This is a genomic window from Ruegeria sp. BHSB172 (genome assembly GCF_059613165.1).
In genome coordinates this window covers 48,408-64,586 of sequence record NZ_JBXWRZ010000015.1, presented here as the reverse complement: position 1 = coordinate 64,586, position 16,179 = coordinate 48,408, and the positions used below count along the sequence as shown (strand labels likewise).

The window sequence follows — 16,179 nt, the reverse complement described above, 5'->3', positions numbered from 1 at the left end:
GGACATGACAGCGGGCCGGCGGTGGGACTGCTTAGGCTGGGTGGCAACCGAGGAGGACCACATGGCCAGCACCCTGACCGATCTGTCTGCCGTTCGCCAAAGCATCGAAACCGCGCTGGGCCTGCCCAACGCGCACTATACCGACCCCCGGCTGCACGCCGAGGAGAGCCAGGCCCTGCTGCTGGACGGCTGGTCCGGACTGGCCGTAACCGCCGACGTGCCCGAACCGGGCGACGCGGTGCCGATCGAGTTTCTCGGCATCCCCCTGCTGCTGCTGCGCGACCGGTCGGGCCAGGTACGGGTGTTCCAGAACATCTGCCGCCACCGTGGCATGATCCTGGTGGCCGAACCGCGCAAGATCGAAGGCGCGATCCGCTGCCCCTATCACAGCTGGTGCTATTCGACCGAGGGTCGCCTGGTGGCGACCCCGCATGTGGGCGGGCCGGGCCAGAACGCGCATGACGCGGTGAACCGGTCCGAACTGGGCCTGATCGAGGTGCGCAGCCAAATCTGGCGCGAGGTGGTCTGGATCAACGTCTCGGGAACCGCTCCGGCCTTCGAGGATGCCAACGCCAAGCTGATCGAACGATGGGCCGAGTTCGACCAGCCGCTGTACCATGGCGGCCCCGACAGCGCCTTCCGGCTGGACGTGAACTGCAACTGGAAGCTGGCGGTCGAGAATTACTGCGAAAGCTATCACCTGCCCTGGGTGCATCCCGGGCTGAACAGCTATTCCCGGCTGGAGGACCACTATCACATCCAGGAGCCCGGCCTGTTTTCCGGCCAGGGCACTCTTGTCTATCGCCAGCTGACCGACGAGGACGGCCGCACCTTCCCCGATTTTCCGGGGCTGAGCGCCAAGTGGGACACGGCCGCCGAATACATCGCCGCCTTTCCCAACGTGTTGTTGGGCGTGCATCGCGACCACGCCTTTGCCATCATCCTGCGCCCCGAGGCGCAGGACCGTACATCGGAACATATCCATCTGTTCTATGCGTCGCCGGACACAGATGCCGACCTGCGCGCGCGCAACACCGAGCAGTGGAAACTGGTGTTCGAAGAAGACGTGTTCGTGGTCGAAGGCATGCAGCGCGGTCGCGCGGCCCCCGGTTTCGACGGAGGGCATTTCTCACCGGCGATGGATGGGCCGACGCATCTGTTCCATGACTGGGTCGCACAGCGGCTGATCGCGCGCCGCGATAGGCCTGCCGCCGAATGAGCGCACTGGACGACCGTCTGCTGGACGCACATGCGGCCGGCGACATCCGGGCCTTGGCGGCCCTGTATGAACAGGCCGCAGACGCGCAGACCGATGCGGATGCAGCAGCGTTCTTCCTGACCCACGCCTATGTGCATGCGCTCGAGGCCGGTCTGCCGGCCGCCGTCCGGCTGCGCCAGCGTCTGATCGACATGGGGCGCGAGGTTCCGCAGCAGTGACCGCACCGATCAGGTCTGGGCGGTTTCTTCGCCGTCACTATCCCCCGTGATCTGCCGGTACAGGTGCCAGCTGGCATGGCCGAACAGCGGCAGCACGATCAGCAGGCCCAAAAACCACGGGATCATGGCGATGAAGGTGGTGACGGCGATGAACGCGCCCCACCCGAGCATCACACGCTTGTTCACTGCGACATAGGCATAGCTGGAAATCATCGCCGTCACGAAATCCAGTTCACGATCCAGCAGCATCGGAATCGACAGCACCGAGATCATGTAGAGCAGGATCGCGAAAAGCGCTCCGACCACGGTTCCGACGGCCAGCATGGTCAACCCGTTCGCAGTCAGGAACACCTCGAGCGACGAGGAGACGTTCGTCATGGTCGACAGGCCCATGAACAGGGCGAAGATCATGTGGCCCAGAAAGAACCAGAACAGGAAGATCACAACGATGATGGCGCAAATCGACGGCAACTGTCGGCGGCTCTGCTGGATCACCACGCCGAAGATGGCACCGAAATCCAGCGGCGCGCCCTGTTCCAGCCGGTGCGAGACCTCGTACAGCCCCACCGCTGCAAACGGCCCCAACAGCGGAAACCCGATCGCGGCCAGCACCAGCCAGTACGAGGTGCCCGTCTGCACCGTGATCCATGCCATCAGCCAACCCACTAGAACGTAGAACCCCGCGAACAGCAGGCCGAAGATCGGCGCGCGGCGATAGTCCTGCCAGCCCCGGCGCAGCGCCGTGCGCAGCATTTCGCGGCTGGCGGGTTTCAACTTTGGAACTCCGAATGGCCTGTCCATGTTCCGTCTGTCCTCCCAGTTCCTTCAAATCTCGGGCGGCCGTTTCTGCGGCCAATGCGTAACCGCATGATAGGCGGCCCCGATCGACAGCAGTCGGGCATCGCTGCCCCGCGGACCGAACAGCTGCATCCCCATCGGCAGCCCCCTCGGCCCGAATCCGGCCGGAATCGACAGGCAGGGCAGCCCCAACAGGCTGACCGGTGTCACCACCTGCATCCAACGGTGATAGCTGTCCATCTCGACCCCGGCGATGCGGCGCGGATACGGCCAGTCCACCGGAAACGGCCAGACCTGCGCTGCTGGCAGCACCAGCGCGTCATATTCGGAAAACAGCGCAACCGCCCGCCGGTGCCAGTCTGACCGGGTCACGCTGGCGGCCTGCAGTTGCATCGCGGTCAGGGCCAGCCCGCGCTCGAGCTCCCATAGGGCACTGTCCTTCAGGGCGTGTTTGCGGTCGGCCAGGGGTTGCAGCCCGGCCGCCACGCTGAACGAGCGCAGCGTGATCCAGGACTCCCAGATCCGTTCGGCATCGAAGGGGGGCGGTACCTCCTCGACCGTTGCGCCCAACTGGGCAAACAGCGTCAACTCGCGCGCGCACAGCGGCAGAATGCCGTCTTCCGTTGGGAAGGCCCCGCCCCAGTCACCCAGCCAGCCGATGCGCATGTCCTCAAGGCTTCTGACCGGCACGGGCGAGACCGGATCGCTGTCGAGCGACAGGGGCTGGCGCGGGTCCGCGCCCGACATCACGTCCAGCAGCAGCCCGATATCCTCGGGGCTGCGCGCCATCGGACCCAGCGTCGAAAGTTGATGAAGATACAGATCGCCCACCGGCTCGGACGGGACGCGGCCCCAGGTCGGGCGGAAGCCATAGACATTGTTCCAAGCGGCCGGGTTGCGCAGGCTGCCCATCATGTCGGACCCATCGGCCAGCGCCAGCATTCCCGTGGCCAAGGCGACCGCCGCCCCGCCCGAAGACCCGCCGCAACTGCGCGTCAGGTCATAGGGGTTGCGGGTGGCGCCATAGACCGGGTTGAACGTATGCGACCCCAGACCGAATTCCGGCGTGTTGGTCTTGCCGATCAGGATCGCGCCTGCCGCGCGCAGTCGGGCCGCGATCAGGTCGTCGGCATCGGGCACATGGCCGCGAAACAAGGGCGAACCCTGGGTCGAGGGAATGCCCGCCACGTTCACCAGATCCTTGACCGCCATTGGCAGACCGTGCAGCGGGCCATGCCGAGCATGGCCGTCGGCCGCCTGCGCCTGCGCCATCAGTGCATCTTCATCCTGCAGTGCCACGATGGCGTTGACCCGGTCGTTGACCTGCGCGATCCGGTCCAGCGTCGCGCGCATCACTTCGACGGCCGAAACCTGCCCCGCGCGCAGCTTGCTCAGCAGTTCGACGGCCGAAGTTTCGATTGGGGTCATGGGGTTACGTCCAGGCTATGATCGAACTCAGCCTAGCGATGGACGGATCGCATTTAAACCCGGTGTTTTGTATGTATCTTTTGTCGGTGTGCCACCCGCCCCGTGCGCAATCAGGCGTCCGACTGCGCCTCGGCCCGGCTTTTGCCCGATACGTTCATCGCCAGCGTGGCCGCCATGAACCCGTCCAGATCACCGTCCAGAACACCCTTGGTGTCCGAGGTCTCGTAACCCGTGCGCAGGTCCTTGACCATCTGATAGGGCTGCAGAACGTAGGACCGGATCTGGTTGCCCCAGCCCGCGTCGCCCTTGGCCTCGTGCGCGGCGTTGATCTCGGCGTTTCGACGGTCCAGTTCCATCTGGTAGAGGCGCGATTTCAGCGCCTTCATGGCGATGTCGCGGTTCTGGTGCTGCGATTTTTCCGAACTTGTCACCACGATGCCGGTCGGGATGTGGGTGATCCGAACCGCCGAGTCGGTCGTGTTGACGTGCTGACCGCCCGCCCCCGAGGACCGGTAGGTATCGACGCGGATATCGGCCGGGTTCACTTCGATCTCGATATTGTCGTCCACCACCGGATAGACCCAGACCGAGCTGAACGATGTGTGCCGCTTGGCCGCCGAGTCATAGGGCGAAATCCGCACCAGCCGGTGCACGCCGCTTTCGGATTTCAGCCAGCCATAGGCGTTGTGGCCCGAGATCTTGTAGGCCGCCGACTTGATCCCCGCCTCTTCGCCCGGGGTTTCTGACTGCAGCTCGACCTTGTAGCCCTTCTTCTCGGCCCAGCGGACATACATCCGCGCCAGCATCGAGGCCCAATCGCAGCTTTCGGTGCCCCCGGCGCCCGCGTTGATTTCCAGGAAGGTGTCGTTGGCGTCGGCCTCGCCGTCCAGCAGCGCCTCGAGCTCTTTTTCGGCCGCTTTGTCGCGCAGCTTTTTCAGGGCCTCTTCGGCATCCTTGACGACTTCTTCGTCGTCTTCCATCTCACCCAGTTCGATCAGTTCGACATTGTCGTTCAAATCGGTCTTGATCGACTCGTAGGTCTCGATCGCATCGACCAGAACCTGCCGTTCGCGCATCAGCTTCTGCGCGTTTTCGGGGTTGTCCCACAGGTTGGGGTCTTCGACGCGGGCGTTGAACTCCTCCAGCCGGTGCGGCGCGGTTTCATAGTCCATACGCTGGGCCAGCAGCTCCAGCGATTTTTGGATCTCGGCCACGATGTTCTGGATTTCGGCGCGCATGGTCAGGTCCCAACTTGCTCAATCAGGCCTGCGTGATAGCAAGAGGTTCAGGCCACCACAAGATGACCCGCGCGGGTTTGCATAGCTTTACCCCGCTCGGTGGCGGATCAGTAAAGTCCGCCGCCCTGCAGATCGCCTTGGCTGGCTTTGGGTCCCACGATGACCGTTTCGCCGGTCGATGTCCGAACCTGACGGCCTCCGCTCGTGACCTCCTCGAACAGAGGCAGGTCGGACCCCATCGCGAAACCGCCGTCGTACACGCGGTCGATGAAACCATCGACACCATCGCGGAAATATTCGGCCACGACGTAATCGCCGGTTGCATCTTCCGGCAGCCGCGCGCCGCTGAACCGGTCGATCTTGATGAAATGGCCGCCCGGGGGCACTTCGAACGGGCCGCCGCCGTATTTCGCGACTGCCTTTTCCATGAAGCTCTGGAAGACCGGCCCGCACAGCGTGCCGCCATAGGCCCCCCGCCCCATCGGACGCGGACGGTCATAGCCGATATAGCAGCCGGCCACGATATTCGAGGTGAAGCCGATGAACCAGGCGTCCTTGGATTCGTTGGTCGTACCGGTCTTGCCAGCCGTCGGAACCGGCAGGTTGACCACACGCGACGCGGTACCGCGATCCACCACGCCCTTCATCATCGAGGTCAGCTGATAGGCGGTGATCGGGTCCATCACCTGCTCGCGGTCGTCGACGATGGTGGGGGCCGCATCGGGTTCCAGCCAGCTGGAATTGCAATCGAGGCATTGACGATCATCATGCCGATAGATCGTCTTGCCAAACCGGTCCTGAATCCGGTCGACCAGGGTGGGTTTGACCCGCTCGCCACCGTTGGCGAACATCGCATAGGCCGCAACCATCTTGTAGAGCGTCGTCTCCTCGGCCCCCAGCGCGTTGGCCAGGTAGGGGCCCATGTTGTCGTATACGCCAAAGCGTTCCGCATAACCTGCGACCACGGGCATCGAAACCTCCTGTGCCAAGCGGATGGTCATCAGGTTCCGCGACTGCTCGATACCGGTGCGCAGCGGCGTGGGGCCATAGAACTTGTTGGTCGAGTTCTTGGGGGTCCACAGACCCTGCGGCGTATTCACCTCGATGGGCGCATCCACCACGATGGTCGCCGGGCTGTAGCCGCTGTCGAGCGCGGCGGCATAGACGAAGGGCTTGAAGGCCGAACCGGGCTGGCGCAGCGCCTGGGTGGCGCGGTTGAACACCGAGTCCTGGTACGAGAACCCGCCCTGTATCGCCAGAACGCGGCCCGAGTTCACGTCCATCGCGACAAATCCGCCCTGAACCTCGGGGATCTGGCGGGCCGACCACTGGCCGTCTTCGGCGGCTACCACAAGGATCACGTCGCCGCGCTTGAAATTGGCGCGGAAATCGCCCTGCATCCACTTGATGTCGCTGCGCGGGATGATGCCGTCGGCCGGACCGTTTTCGACCCCCACGGTCAGTTGCTGGTCGGCAACGTCCAGCACCACCGCCGGATACCACGACGTGGGCAGCACCACGTCGCGTGGAACCTCCAGTTTGGCCAGCTCTGCGCGCCATTGTGCCTCGTCGGCCAATATTTCCTCGGGGATGGTCAGGCCGGTTCCGCGCCATTTCCCGCGCGACCGGTCGTATTTCTGCAAGGCCTCGCGCAGGGCAAGTGCGGCTTCGACCTGCATCTCTTCGTCCACCGAGGCGCGGACGGTGAAACCGCCGGTAAAAAATTCGCCCTCGCCGAAATCCTCGCTCAACTGACGGCGGATCTCGTCGGTGAAATAGTCGCGCGGCGGCAGCGCGGTGCGGAAGCTTTCGAAATCGCCGTTCTGGACCGAGCGCAGCGGTTGCGACACTTCGGTCTCATAGGTCGCCTTGTCGATGTACCCGTTCTGGTACATTTCGCGCAGCACATAGTTGCGCCGCGCCAGCAGGCGATCCTTCTGCCGGACCGGGTGATAGTCCGACGGCGCCTTGGGCATCGCCGCCAGCGTCGCCGCCTCATGCGGAGCCAGTTCCTGCAAGGTCTTGTTGAAATAGGTCTGCGCGGCAGCGGTCACGCCGTAGGAGTTCTGGCCCAGGAAGATCTCGTTGAGATAAAGCTCGAGGATCTGTTCCTTGTCCAGCGTCTCTTCCAGGCGGGTGGCAAGGATGATTTCCTTGATCTTGCGCTCGGCCCGGCGGTCGCCCGACAGAAGGAAGTTCTTCATCACCTGCTGGGTGATGGTCGAGGCCCCGCGAACGTTTTCGCCCTTGGACTTCACCGCCTCGACCGCGGCGGCGATGATGCCGCGCGGGTCATAGCCTTGGTGGGTGTAGAAATTCTTGTCCTCGGCCGAGATGAAGGCCTGCTTGACCAGGTCGGGGATTTCCTCGGACGGGGTAAACAGGCGGCGCTCTTGGGCGAATTCGTCAATCAGGTGGCCTTCGCCCGAATAGATGCGGCTGATGGTGGGCGGCTTGTACTGGGCCAACGACTCGTGGCTGGGCAGGTCACGGCCGTACATCCAGAACACCGCGCCGATCACCAGCGCCGCCATGAAGATACCAAGCGTCACGAGGCTGAAGATCGCCCCGAAAATCGAAAGAATGAACCGGATCACGTTGCTGCCTTTTGTTCGCGGTGCCGCCTATATAGTGCCGCTGCACACAAGGGTCAAAGCACCCGCGCCGATACTAGCCGTTTTGCGCCGCAGGGTCACTGCCCAATCAGGTCGCGGCGGGCCAGATCTTGCTGCCGCCAAACCTGAAGCCCCTGACGGATGCCGCGCGCCATGGTGGATCGCCATTCGGGATTTTTCAGGTTTTTCAGATCTCTGGGGCTGGACAAGAACCCAAGTTCGACCAGAACCGACGGGATGTCGGCGGCCTTGAGTACCGAAAACGAGGCCCGGCGGACGGGGCGGCGGTTCATCGGCCCGCCCTGTTGCGCCATGCCGTTGGCCAGCGTCTGCGCCAGCGCCTCGGTCCGGGGCTGGGTCTCTTGCCGGGCCATGTCCAGCAGAACGTCGGCGATCTGGTCGTCCGAGCCGCTCAGATCAACGCCGGCGATCAGGTCGTCGCGGTCGTGCCGCTCGGCTAGTTTGCGGCTGGCCACGTCCGAGGCCTCGTTGGACAGGACATAGATCGTGGCGCCGTGGGCCTGCCCCTCGGACAGCGCGTCGGCATGCAGCGAGATGAAGACATCGGCTGCGGCGCGATGCGCCAGCGCGATCCGCCGTTCCAGCGAGACGAAATAATCGTCGGCCCGCGTCAGGACCACTTCGAATCCTCCCGCGCGCAGCAGTTCCTCGCGCAGTTCGCGGGCGAAGGTCAGCATCAAGGTCTTTTCGTTGGTTCCGCCCGCCTCGGCGCCGGGGTCGATGCCTCCATGGCCCGGGTCAAGCATCACCCGCAGCGCCCGTCGGTCATCCGCGCCGCGCAGCGCCGGTAGATCGGCCGGGGGCGGCAGATCCCATCCGGGCGTGTGCGGCGCGCCCGCGCTTGCGACGAAGCTTTCGAAATCGGTGCCTTTCAGGTTCAGGGTCAACACCGCCGCGCCCGAGGCCGGATCGACACGCATCGCGGCCCGGTCCACAGCCAGCGGCGCCCCAAGTTCCAGCACCAGACGCGACCAGCCGGGCACATAGGCCCCGAACCGAACCGCGCTGATGCGCCGGGTCTGCAGGAAGGCCTCGCGGTTCAACCCGCTCCAGTCGACTTCCTTGAAGTCGATCACCATCCGGTACGGGTCTTGGAGGGTGAAGATGCGATATGGCACGCCCTGGCTCAGCCCCAGTTGGACCTGTACGCCCGCGCCGTCATCGTCGATGATCCGGCTCTGCTCGGGCAGGACACGCGCCAAGGCATTGAAGTCCTGCGCCCATACCGCGCCGGTCAGCGCCCAGATCAGGGCGAGTGCGAAAAGGATCCTGCTCATGGCCTCAAGTTTTCCCGAGATCGTTTGGCAGTAGCCTATCGCAGCACGGCCGGTTTGTGAACGCCTCAGGCCGACTTCTGCGCGGCCCGGCGATCCACCATGAAGCTGCGGAGCCGTTCCAGGCCCTGCTCGATGTCCTCGGTCGACCGGGCGTAGGAAAAGCGCAGGGTCGTGTGGCCGCGCACCGGATCGAAATCCAACCCCGGCGTTACGGCGACGCCGGCCTTGTCCAGGATCTCGGCGGCAAAAGCGCGGCTGTCCTGGGTCAGGTCCGAGACATCGGCATAGACATAGAACGCCCCGTCCGGAGGCGCGATGTTGGTGAACCCGGCCTCGGGCAGGCCCTTCAGCATCAGGTCGCGGTTGCGGCGATAGACGGCTAGGTTGCCCTGCAGTTCGTCCTCGCAATCCATCGCGGCCAGCGCGGCGATCTGGCTGGCATGGGGCGCACAGATGAACATGTTCTGGGCGATGCGCTCGACCACGCGCACCTGATCCTCGGGTACCACCATCCAGCCGACGCGCCAGCCGGTCATCGAGAAATACTTGGAAAACGAGTTGATGACATAACACTCGTCGGTCAATTCCAGAGCAGTGACCGCCTTGGCCTCGTATTCCAGCCCGTGATAAATTTCGTCACTGATGAACGAAGCACCCTGCCCCTGCGCGGCCTCGATCAGCGCGCCCATGGCGGCGTGGTCCAGCATGGTTCCGGTCGGGTTTGCGGGCGAGGCCACCATCAGCCCCTGCAGGTCGAGCCCGGCAAAATCCTGTGGCACGGGTTGCAGGCGGTTTTCCTGCGCAGTCGGCAGATCGACCGGCACCAGCCCCAGCGCCCGCAAGATCTGACGATAGGACGGATAACCCGGCGCGCCGATCCCCACCCGGTCGCCGCTGTCGAACAGCGCGGTGAAGGCCAGCAGGAATCCGCCTGAGGATCCCGGGGTGATCACCACCCGTTCGGGGTTCAGGTCTACGTCGTACCATTCGCCATACATCCGTGCGATGCGTTGCCGCAGCGCCGGCAGACCCAGCGCGACGGTATAGCCCAGCGGGCCGTGCCGCATCGCGCGGGCCAGCGCCTCCAACGCGCCTTGAGGCGCGCCGGTTCCGGGCTGGCCGACTTCCATGTGGATGATGTGGCGCCCGGCCTCTTCAGCGCGGCGCGCGGCCTCCATCACGTCCATCACGATGAAGGGATCAACGCCCGACCGGGTTGAGTTTCGCATGCCCATCTCCCATGTTGCGACCATGGCTTTTGAACGCGGATCCCGGCTGGCGTCAATCCCGGCATTTCTGCTGGCGGTGGCGCTGTGGATCGCGGCCGCCGCGCAAAGCCACGCGCAAAGCCTGATCCGCGACCCCGATATCGAACACGGGCTGCGCGAACTGGCCTTTCCGATCCTGCGCGCGGCGGGGCTGAACACCAACCGCGTGCGCGTTCTGGTGGTCAAGGACGATACGTTCAACGCCTTCGTGATCGACTACAACACGATCTACGTGAACCACGGGCTGATCCTCAGCGTCGACAGCCCCGAGATGCTGCAGGCCGTCATCGCGCACGAGGCCGCCCATATCGCCAACGGGCATCTGGCCCGGCGGGCCGAAAACCTGCGCGCCGCCAAGCGGGCCGCCGGGTTCGGAACCGCGCTGGCCATGATCGCCGCGGCTGCAGGGGGCGGCGAGGCCGCAGCCGGGATCGCCGCCGGAACATCCGCCTCGGCGCTGCGCAGCTTTCTGGGCCACACCCGCGCCGAAGAGGCCTCGGCCGACCGCAGCGCGGCCGGATACCTGCGTTGGGCCGAGATCTCGCCCAGCGGCATGGTCGCCCTGCACCGGAAATTCGCCGGCCAGGAATTGCTGAGCGAGGCCAATCAGGACCCCTACATGCGGTCGCACCCCACCAGCCGCGAGCGTCTGCGCGCCGCCGAGGCCTTTCTGGATGAATTCGGCGACCGCGCCAAACCCGACCCGAACGCCGACTACTGGTTCGCGCGGGTGAAGGGCAAACTGTCGGCCTTCCTGCGCTCGCCCAGCTGGACCCTGCGCCGCGCCAAAGAAGAAAGCGCACGGGACATCCGCCTGATGCGCGAAGCCGCCGCCCATCACCAGAACCGCAATCTGGGTGCGGCCCTGTCGTCCATCGACGGGGCCTTGGCGATCCGGCCCGAGGATCCGTACTATTACGAGTTGAAAGGTCAGATCCTGCTGGAAAACCGCCGGTTTGCGCAAGCGGTCAACGCCTATGCCAAGGCCATGGAACTGGCGCCGCGCGATGCTCTGATCATGGCCGGGTACGGGCGCGGGTTGCTGGCCGAAGGGCGTACGAAGGAAGCCCTGCAAGTGCTTGAAAAGGCACGCGCCCGCGACTATCGAAACCTGCGGCTGATGCAGGATCTGGGGGTGGCCTATGCCAAGCTGGGACAGCCCGGCATGGCCGCGACCGTCACCGCCGAACGCTATGCCCTGCAAGGCCGCCTGGCCGATGCGGGCATCCACGCAAGACGCGCCGTCGGGCAATTGCCCGAAGGCTCACCGGGTTGGCAACGGGCACAGGATGTGCTGATTGCCGCAGAACGAGCTGAGAAATCGAAAAGGAAACGGAAATGATCCTCAGACACGCAGCACCTGCCCTTCTGGGGCTTACCCTGATATCCGGCCCCGCGCAGGCGCTGGACCTGAGCGCGATGAGTCCCGACGAAAAGGCCGAGTTCGGCGCGGCCGTGCGCGAATATCTGCTGGAAAACCCCGAGGTCATCATCGAAGCGGTCAACATTCTGGAGCAGCGCAACGCCGCAGCCGAAGCCGCAGCCGACAAGGACCTGGTCGCAGCCAATGCCGAGGCGCTGTTCAATGACGGCTACAGCTGGGTGGGTGGCAATCCAGACGGCGACATCACTCTGGTCGAGTTCATGGACTATCGCTGCGGCTATTGCCGCCGAGCGGTGCCCGAGGTCGACGCCCTGCTGGCACAGGATGGAAACATCCGCTTTATCATCAAAGAGTTCCCGATCCTTGGCGACGCTTCGGTGTTGTCGTCACGTTTTGCTATCGCGACCAAGCAAGTCGCAGGCGACGACGCCTACAAGCAGGTGCATGACGCGCTGATGGAATTCGGCGGAGACGTGACCGAAGTAGCCCTGCGCCGCATCTCCGACGGGCTGGGCCTGGACAGCGATGCGATCTTGGCTGCAATGGATAGCGACGCGGTGACAGATGAAATCGCCCAGACCCGCGAACTGGCGCAACGGCTCAAGATTTCTGGCACGCCCAGCTTCGTGCTGGGTACGGAAATGTTGCGCGGTTATCTGAAGGCCGATCAGATGCAGCAGATCGCCGACGCCGTGCGCGCCGAACAGGGATAGTCGGCCAAGAGGTCGAGACCGGACACGCAACGACATGGAAGAGCCGCAGCCAGGTGCTGCGGTTTTTTCTGTTTCTATTCAGCCGCCTCGGCCGCGGCATCCAGCTCGGCCGCCTTCTTCTCCACCTGCTCGACGATGTGGTCGATCATCTGTTCGTTCGACATCTTGTGGCTGGCCTTGCCCGCCAGATAGACCATGCCCGAACCCGCGCCCCCGCCGGTAAAGCCGACATCGGTCATCAGCGCCTCGCCGGGGCCGTTCACGACGCAGCCGATGATCGACAGGCTCATGGGCGTCTTGATGTGTTCCAGCCTCTTTTCCAGCGTCTCGACCGTCTTGATCACGTCGAACCCCTGCCGCGCGCAGGACGGGCATGAGATGATGTTCACGCCCCGATGGCGCAGGCCAAGAGATTTTAGGATCTCGAAACCGACCTTCACCTCTTCGACCGGATCGGCGGACAGGCTGACGCGGATCGTGTCGCCGATCCCCATCCACAGCAGGTTGCCCAGCCCGATGGCCGATTTGATCGTGCCGCTGACCAGCCCCCCGGCCTCGGTGATGCCCAGATGGATCGGGGCGTCGGTGGCCTCGGCGATGCCCTGATAGGCAGCAGCCGACAGGAAAACGTCGCTGGCCTTCACGCTGATCTTGAATTCGTGGAAATCATTGTCCTGCAGGATGCGGATATGTTCGAGCCCGCTTTCCACCATCGCCTCGGGGCACGGCTCGCCGTATTTCTCCAGCAGGTGCTTTTCCAGACTGCCCGCGTTCACGCCGATGCGGATCGAGCAATTGTGGTCGCGCGCGGCCTTGATGACCTCTTTCACCCGCTTTTCATCACCGATATTGCCCGGGTTGATGCGCAGGCACGCGGCGCCGGCCTCGGCGGCTTCGATGCCGCGCCGATAGTGGAAATGGATATCCGCCACGATCGGCACCGGGCTTTCGCGCACGATCTCCTTTAACGCCTTCGACGACGCCTCGTCCGGGACCGATACGCGCACGATATCCGCTCCGGCCTCGGCCGCCGCCTGTACCTGCGCCACGGTCGCGGCGACATCGGTCGTCAGCGTGTTGGTCATGGTTTGCACGGCGATCGGCGCGTCGCCGCCCACCGGAACGTTGCCGACCATGATCTGGCGGGATTTGCGGCGATAGATGTCGCGCCAGGGGCGCACGTGGTTCAGAGACATGAAAACGGATCCGCGTCAGTCTGAGGTCTGGCCTTTAGATAGTCCGGGGGCAAGCCCGCCGCAATGGCAAGATCACTCTGCCGGGGCTTCGGTCGCTTGAGTCTGAAGCTCGGCCACCAGACGCCGCAGCGCACTGTTGGCCTCGGACGTGAGATCGGCAACGGCATAGTTTTCGGCAACCGCGTCCTTGGACAGGATCACGCCCTTGGACACGGTTCCGGGCTTACCGACCGGGCCGTAATGCTGGCCGTTCATCGAGAAATACACGCTGCCCGATGCCCCTGCGCGCAGTTGCGGGGGCTCTTCTGTCAGCGGCACCTCGAAGACGTTGCCGTTTTCGACCGTGCCAAGCGTTCCCTCGAAGATCACGCTGCCATCGGCTGCGGTGACCCGCATCCAGGCAGGTTCTACCGCAACGATCTTGAGCGCAGTGTCCACCTGTTCGACCACTTGCGGCAGCGGTGTGCGCTCGACCGTGTGCACTTCGGCCATAGCCACCTCGGGCAGTTCCGGCGGGCGGAAGGTGCCTACGGTGCGCGGATCGAGCGTCGAGATCGGCGCATCGCGCGCCACCAGCACCGGCACGTCCAGCGCCTGCGGCCGATACAGACGATCCAACGCCTCTGCACTGGGGGCCTGCAAGCCGTCGATATCATCGTCGGTGTCGGACCGGATCGCCGCCAACGGATCGAGATCAGCCAGCACCACCGGCGCTTGTTCGACCGGGGCGACCTGCACCTGCTGGATCTTGTTGAGAACCGACCAGCCGCCATAGCCGATGCCGCCGATCAGCGCCAGCAGGACCAGCGAAGAGCCGATTGCCCGGGGTTCAATCTGGCTAAAGACGGATTCACGGCCCGGAAGATAAGGCGTGTTCGGCGAAATGAACGGGTCGCGCCCCATTGGTCCACGCGCCGGCAAGTCGCCGCCGCCTTTCTTGACCACCGAGGCTTGGGCCGACATGCCATGCGCCACCGAAAACCCGCTTTCCTTGCAGAAGGTTTCAAAGGTTTCATCCGGGTCCATGCCCAGATACCGGGCGTAGGAACGCACATACCCGGCGATAAAGCCGGGTGTGTCGAACGCATCAGGGTCGGCGTTTTCGATGGCGGCGATGTAGTTGGCCTTGATCCGCAGTTCACGTTGGACATCCAGCAGAGACTTGCCCTTGGTGGCACGCTCGCCGCGCATAACATCGCCCAGGCGAACCTCATAGTCGTCAAACCCTTTTGGCCTGACCTCCACGTCTTGCTCGGAATTGCGCTGAGTCCTGCGCCCAATCATCCCTGCTGCCCCAAACTGCCTACCGCGTGTTACACGCAAACGGCGAATCATCCCCACAACGAATCATCCGTTTTCTTTTGTTAGCGAGAGCTTAACACGCGCCAAACATGTTGCACATGTCAGTCAGAGGCTACCCGGCAAGTTCGGCGCGATTTAGCGCACAATGTGACCAAAGTTCGTCCATTGCCTGGACCAAGCGGTTCATCTCGTCCGGTCCATGGACGGGCGACGGGGTAAAGCGCAGGCGCTCGGTCCCGCGGGGCACGGTCGGGAAATTGATCGGCTGGACATAGATGCCATAGCTTTCCAGCAGCATGTCGCTGAGCTTTTTGGTATGTACCGGGTCGCCTACGATCACCGGCACGATGTGGCTGCCGTGGTCGATCAGCGGCAAGCCCAGCCCCTTCAGCCGCAGCTTGAGGATCTTGGCCTGGGTCTGATGCTGCTCGCGCAGTTCCGGCGCACGCTTGAGGAAGGCGACCGAGGCTGCGGCGCCCGCAGCGACCGCCGGAGGCAGCGAGGTGGTAAAGATAAAACCCGGCGCATAAGAGCGAACGGCATCGCACATTTTCGCGCTGGCCGCGATGTAGCCGCCCATCACGCCATAGGCCTTGGCCAGGGTGCCGTTGATAATGTCGATCCGATGCGCCAGCCGGTCACGCTCGGTCACGCCGCCGCCGCGCGGGCCGTACATGCCCACGGCATGCACTTCGTCGATATAGGTCAGCGCGCCGAACTCGTCGGCCAAGTCGCAGATTTCCTCGATCGGACCGAAATCGCCGTCCATGGAATAGACCGATTCAAAGGCGATCAGCTTGGGCGCGGCCGGGTCGTCGGCTAGGAGCAGTTCGCGCAGATGGGCCACGTCATTGTGGCGGAAGATCCGCTTGGCGCCCCCGTTGCGGCGCACGCCCTCGATCATCGAAGCATGGTTCAGTTCGTCGGAATAGATGATCAGGCCCGGAAACAACTTGGGCAGCGTGCTAAGAGTGGCGTCGTTGGCGATGTAGGCGCTGGTGAACAGCAGCGCCGCCTCTTTGCCGTGCAGATCGGCCAGTTCCGCCTCGAGCCGTTTGTGATAGACGGTCGTGCCCGAGATGTTGCGCGTCCCGCCCGATCCGGCACCGGTTGCATCGATTGCCTCGTGCATCGCCTGCAACACGACAGGGTGCTGCCCCATGCCCAGATAATCGTTGCCGCACCAGACCGTGATGTCCTGCTGCGACCCGTCGGGGCGCGTGCGTACCGCATGCGGGAACTGTCCGTTGCGACGTTCGATGTCGATAAAGGTCCGGTAACGTCCTTCTTCATGCAGCTTGGCAATCGCCGTATCGAGCTGAGCTGTATAGTCCAAAGGACCCTCCTTCATGACCCTTTCGCGCGGCCAGGCGTTTCTCCGTGCCATAGTACCCGATTTTCAGGCAACGTCCGCTATTTGTTTCCTGCACTTGCCTAGCCCGTCGGGACCCGTCGCAACATTGATTTGCATCAATTATCCTTTCGGGCCAGCCGCGACAAGT

General features: G+C 64.0%; 13 protein-coding genes. 4 read left to right on the top strand and 9 right to left on the bottom strand.

Annotated elements, in window-relative coordinates; translation table 11 throughout:
- The first annotated feature begins 61 nt into the window (after positions 1–61).
- Together AC2FM3_RS09920 and AC2FM3_RS09915 are read left to right on the top strand one after the other, a co-directional pair.
- Complete coding sequence (locus tag AC2FM3_RS09920; protein ID WP_496681202.1) at positions 62–1,219, top strand: aromatic ring-hydroxylating oxygenase subunit alpha; 1,158 nt, start codon at positions 62–64, stop codon at positions 1,217–1,219.
- Positions 1,216–1,437 (top strand): hypothetical protein, encoded by a 222-nt coding sequence (locus AC2FM3_RS09915; protein ID WP_496681196.1) that lies wholly within the window; start codon positions 1,216–1,218, stop codon positions 1,435–1,437. The genes AC2FM3_RS09920 and AC2FM3_RS09915 overlap by 4 nt, the downstream gene beginning before the upstream one ends.
- Positions 1,438–1,446: 9 nt before the next feature.
- Here the strand turns inward: AC2FM3_RS09915 and AC2FM3_RS09910 are convergent, their stop codons facing one another.
- The 6 genes from AC2FM3_RS09910 to AC2FM3_RS09885 all read right to left on the bottom strand — a co-directional run bounded on the left by AC2FM3_RS09910 (position 1,447) and on the right by AC2FM3_RS09885 (position 10,043).
- The gene (locus tag AC2FM3_RS09910; RefSeq protein ID WP_496681194.1) at positions 1,447–2,238 is read right to left on the bottom strand and encodes a DUF2189 domain-containing protein; all 792 of its coding nucleotides are present in this window, start codon (positions 2,236–2,238) and stop codon (positions 1,447–1,449) included.
- Between the two features lie 24 nt (positions 2,239–2,262).
- Positions 2,263–3,663, bottom strand: coding sequence for an amidase (locus AC2FM3_RS09905; protein ID WP_496681192.1), 1,401 nt, complete (start codon positions 3,661–3,663; stop codon positions 2,263–2,265).
- A gap of 110 nt (positions 3,664–3,773) precedes the next feature.
- Positions 3,774–4,901, bottom strand: a complete 1,128-nt coding sequence (prfB, locus tag AC2FM3_RS09900) for a peptide chain release factor 2 (protein ID WP_496681191.1) — start codon at positions 4,899–4,901, stop codon at positions 3,774–3,776.
- Positions 4,902–5,008: 107 nt separating this feature from the next.
- Positions 5,009–7,498, bottom strand: a complete 2,490-nt coding sequence (locus AC2FM3_RS09895) for a penicillin-binding protein 1A (RefSeq protein WP_496681188.1) — start codon at positions 7,496–7,498, stop codon at positions 5,009–5,011.
- A 95-nt stretch (positions 7,499–7,593) separates the two neighbouring features.
- Positions 7,594–8,814 (bottom strand): N-acetylmuramoyl-L-alanine amidase, encoded by a 1,221-nt coding sequence (locus AC2FM3_RS09890; protein ID WP_496681186.1) that lies wholly within the window; start codon positions 8,812–8,814, stop codon positions 7,594–7,596.
- A gap of 65 nt (positions 8,815–8,879) precedes the next feature.
- A complete protein-coding gene (locus AC2FM3_RS09885) occupies positions 8,880–10,043 on the bottom strand; it encodes a pyridoxal phosphate-dependent aminotransferase (protein ID WP_496681183.1) in 1,164 nt (387 codons plus the stop codon).
- Here AC2FM3_RS09885 and AC2FM3_RS09880 point away from each other — a divergent pair.
- Positions 10,042–11,424: a M48 family metalloprotease gene (locus tag AC2FM3_RS09880; RefSeq protein WP_496681180.1), complete on the top strand. Its 1,383-nt coding sequence runs from the start codon at positions 10,042–10,044 to the stop codon at positions 11,422–11,424. The genes AC2FM3_RS09885 and AC2FM3_RS09880 overlap by 2 nt on opposite strands.
- Positions 11,421–12,179 (top strand): DsbA family protein, encoded by a 759-nt coding sequence (locus AC2FM3_RS09875; RefSeq protein WP_496681179.1) that lies wholly within the window; start codon positions 11,421–11,423, stop codon positions 12,177–12,179. Before AC2FM3_RS09880 ends, AC2FM3_RS09875 begins: the two co-directional genes overlap by 4 nt.
- Positions 12,180–12,253: 74 nt before the next feature.
- Here AC2FM3_RS09875 and ispG read toward each other — a convergent pair whose 3' ends face one another.
- From ispG to hemA, 3 genes are all read right to left on the bottom strand, one after another.
- The gene (gene ispG / locus AC2FM3_RS09870; protein WP_149774887.1) at positions 12,254–13,375 is read right to left on the bottom strand and encodes a flavodoxin-dependent (E)-4-hydroxy-3-methylbut-2-enyl-diphosphate synthase; all 1,122 of its coding nucleotides are present in this window, start codon (positions 13,373–13,375) and stop codon (positions 12,254–12,256) included.
- A 72-nt stretch (positions 13,376–13,447) separates the two neighbouring features.
- Positions 13,448–14,659, bottom strand: a complete 1,212-nt coding sequence (locus AC2FM3_RS09865; RefSeq protein WP_496681175.1) for a helix-turn-helix domain-containing protein — start codon at positions 14,657–14,659, stop codon at positions 13,448–13,450.
- Between the two features lie 130 nt (positions 14,660–14,789).
- On the bottom strand, positions 14,790–16,013 hold the full coding sequence (gene hemA / locus AC2FM3_RS09860) for a 5-aminolevulinate synthase (protein ID WP_496681172.1): 1,224 nt from the start codon (positions 16,011–16,013) through the stop codon (positions 14,790–14,792).
- Between the last annotated feature and the right edge of the window lie 166 nt (positions 16,014–16,179).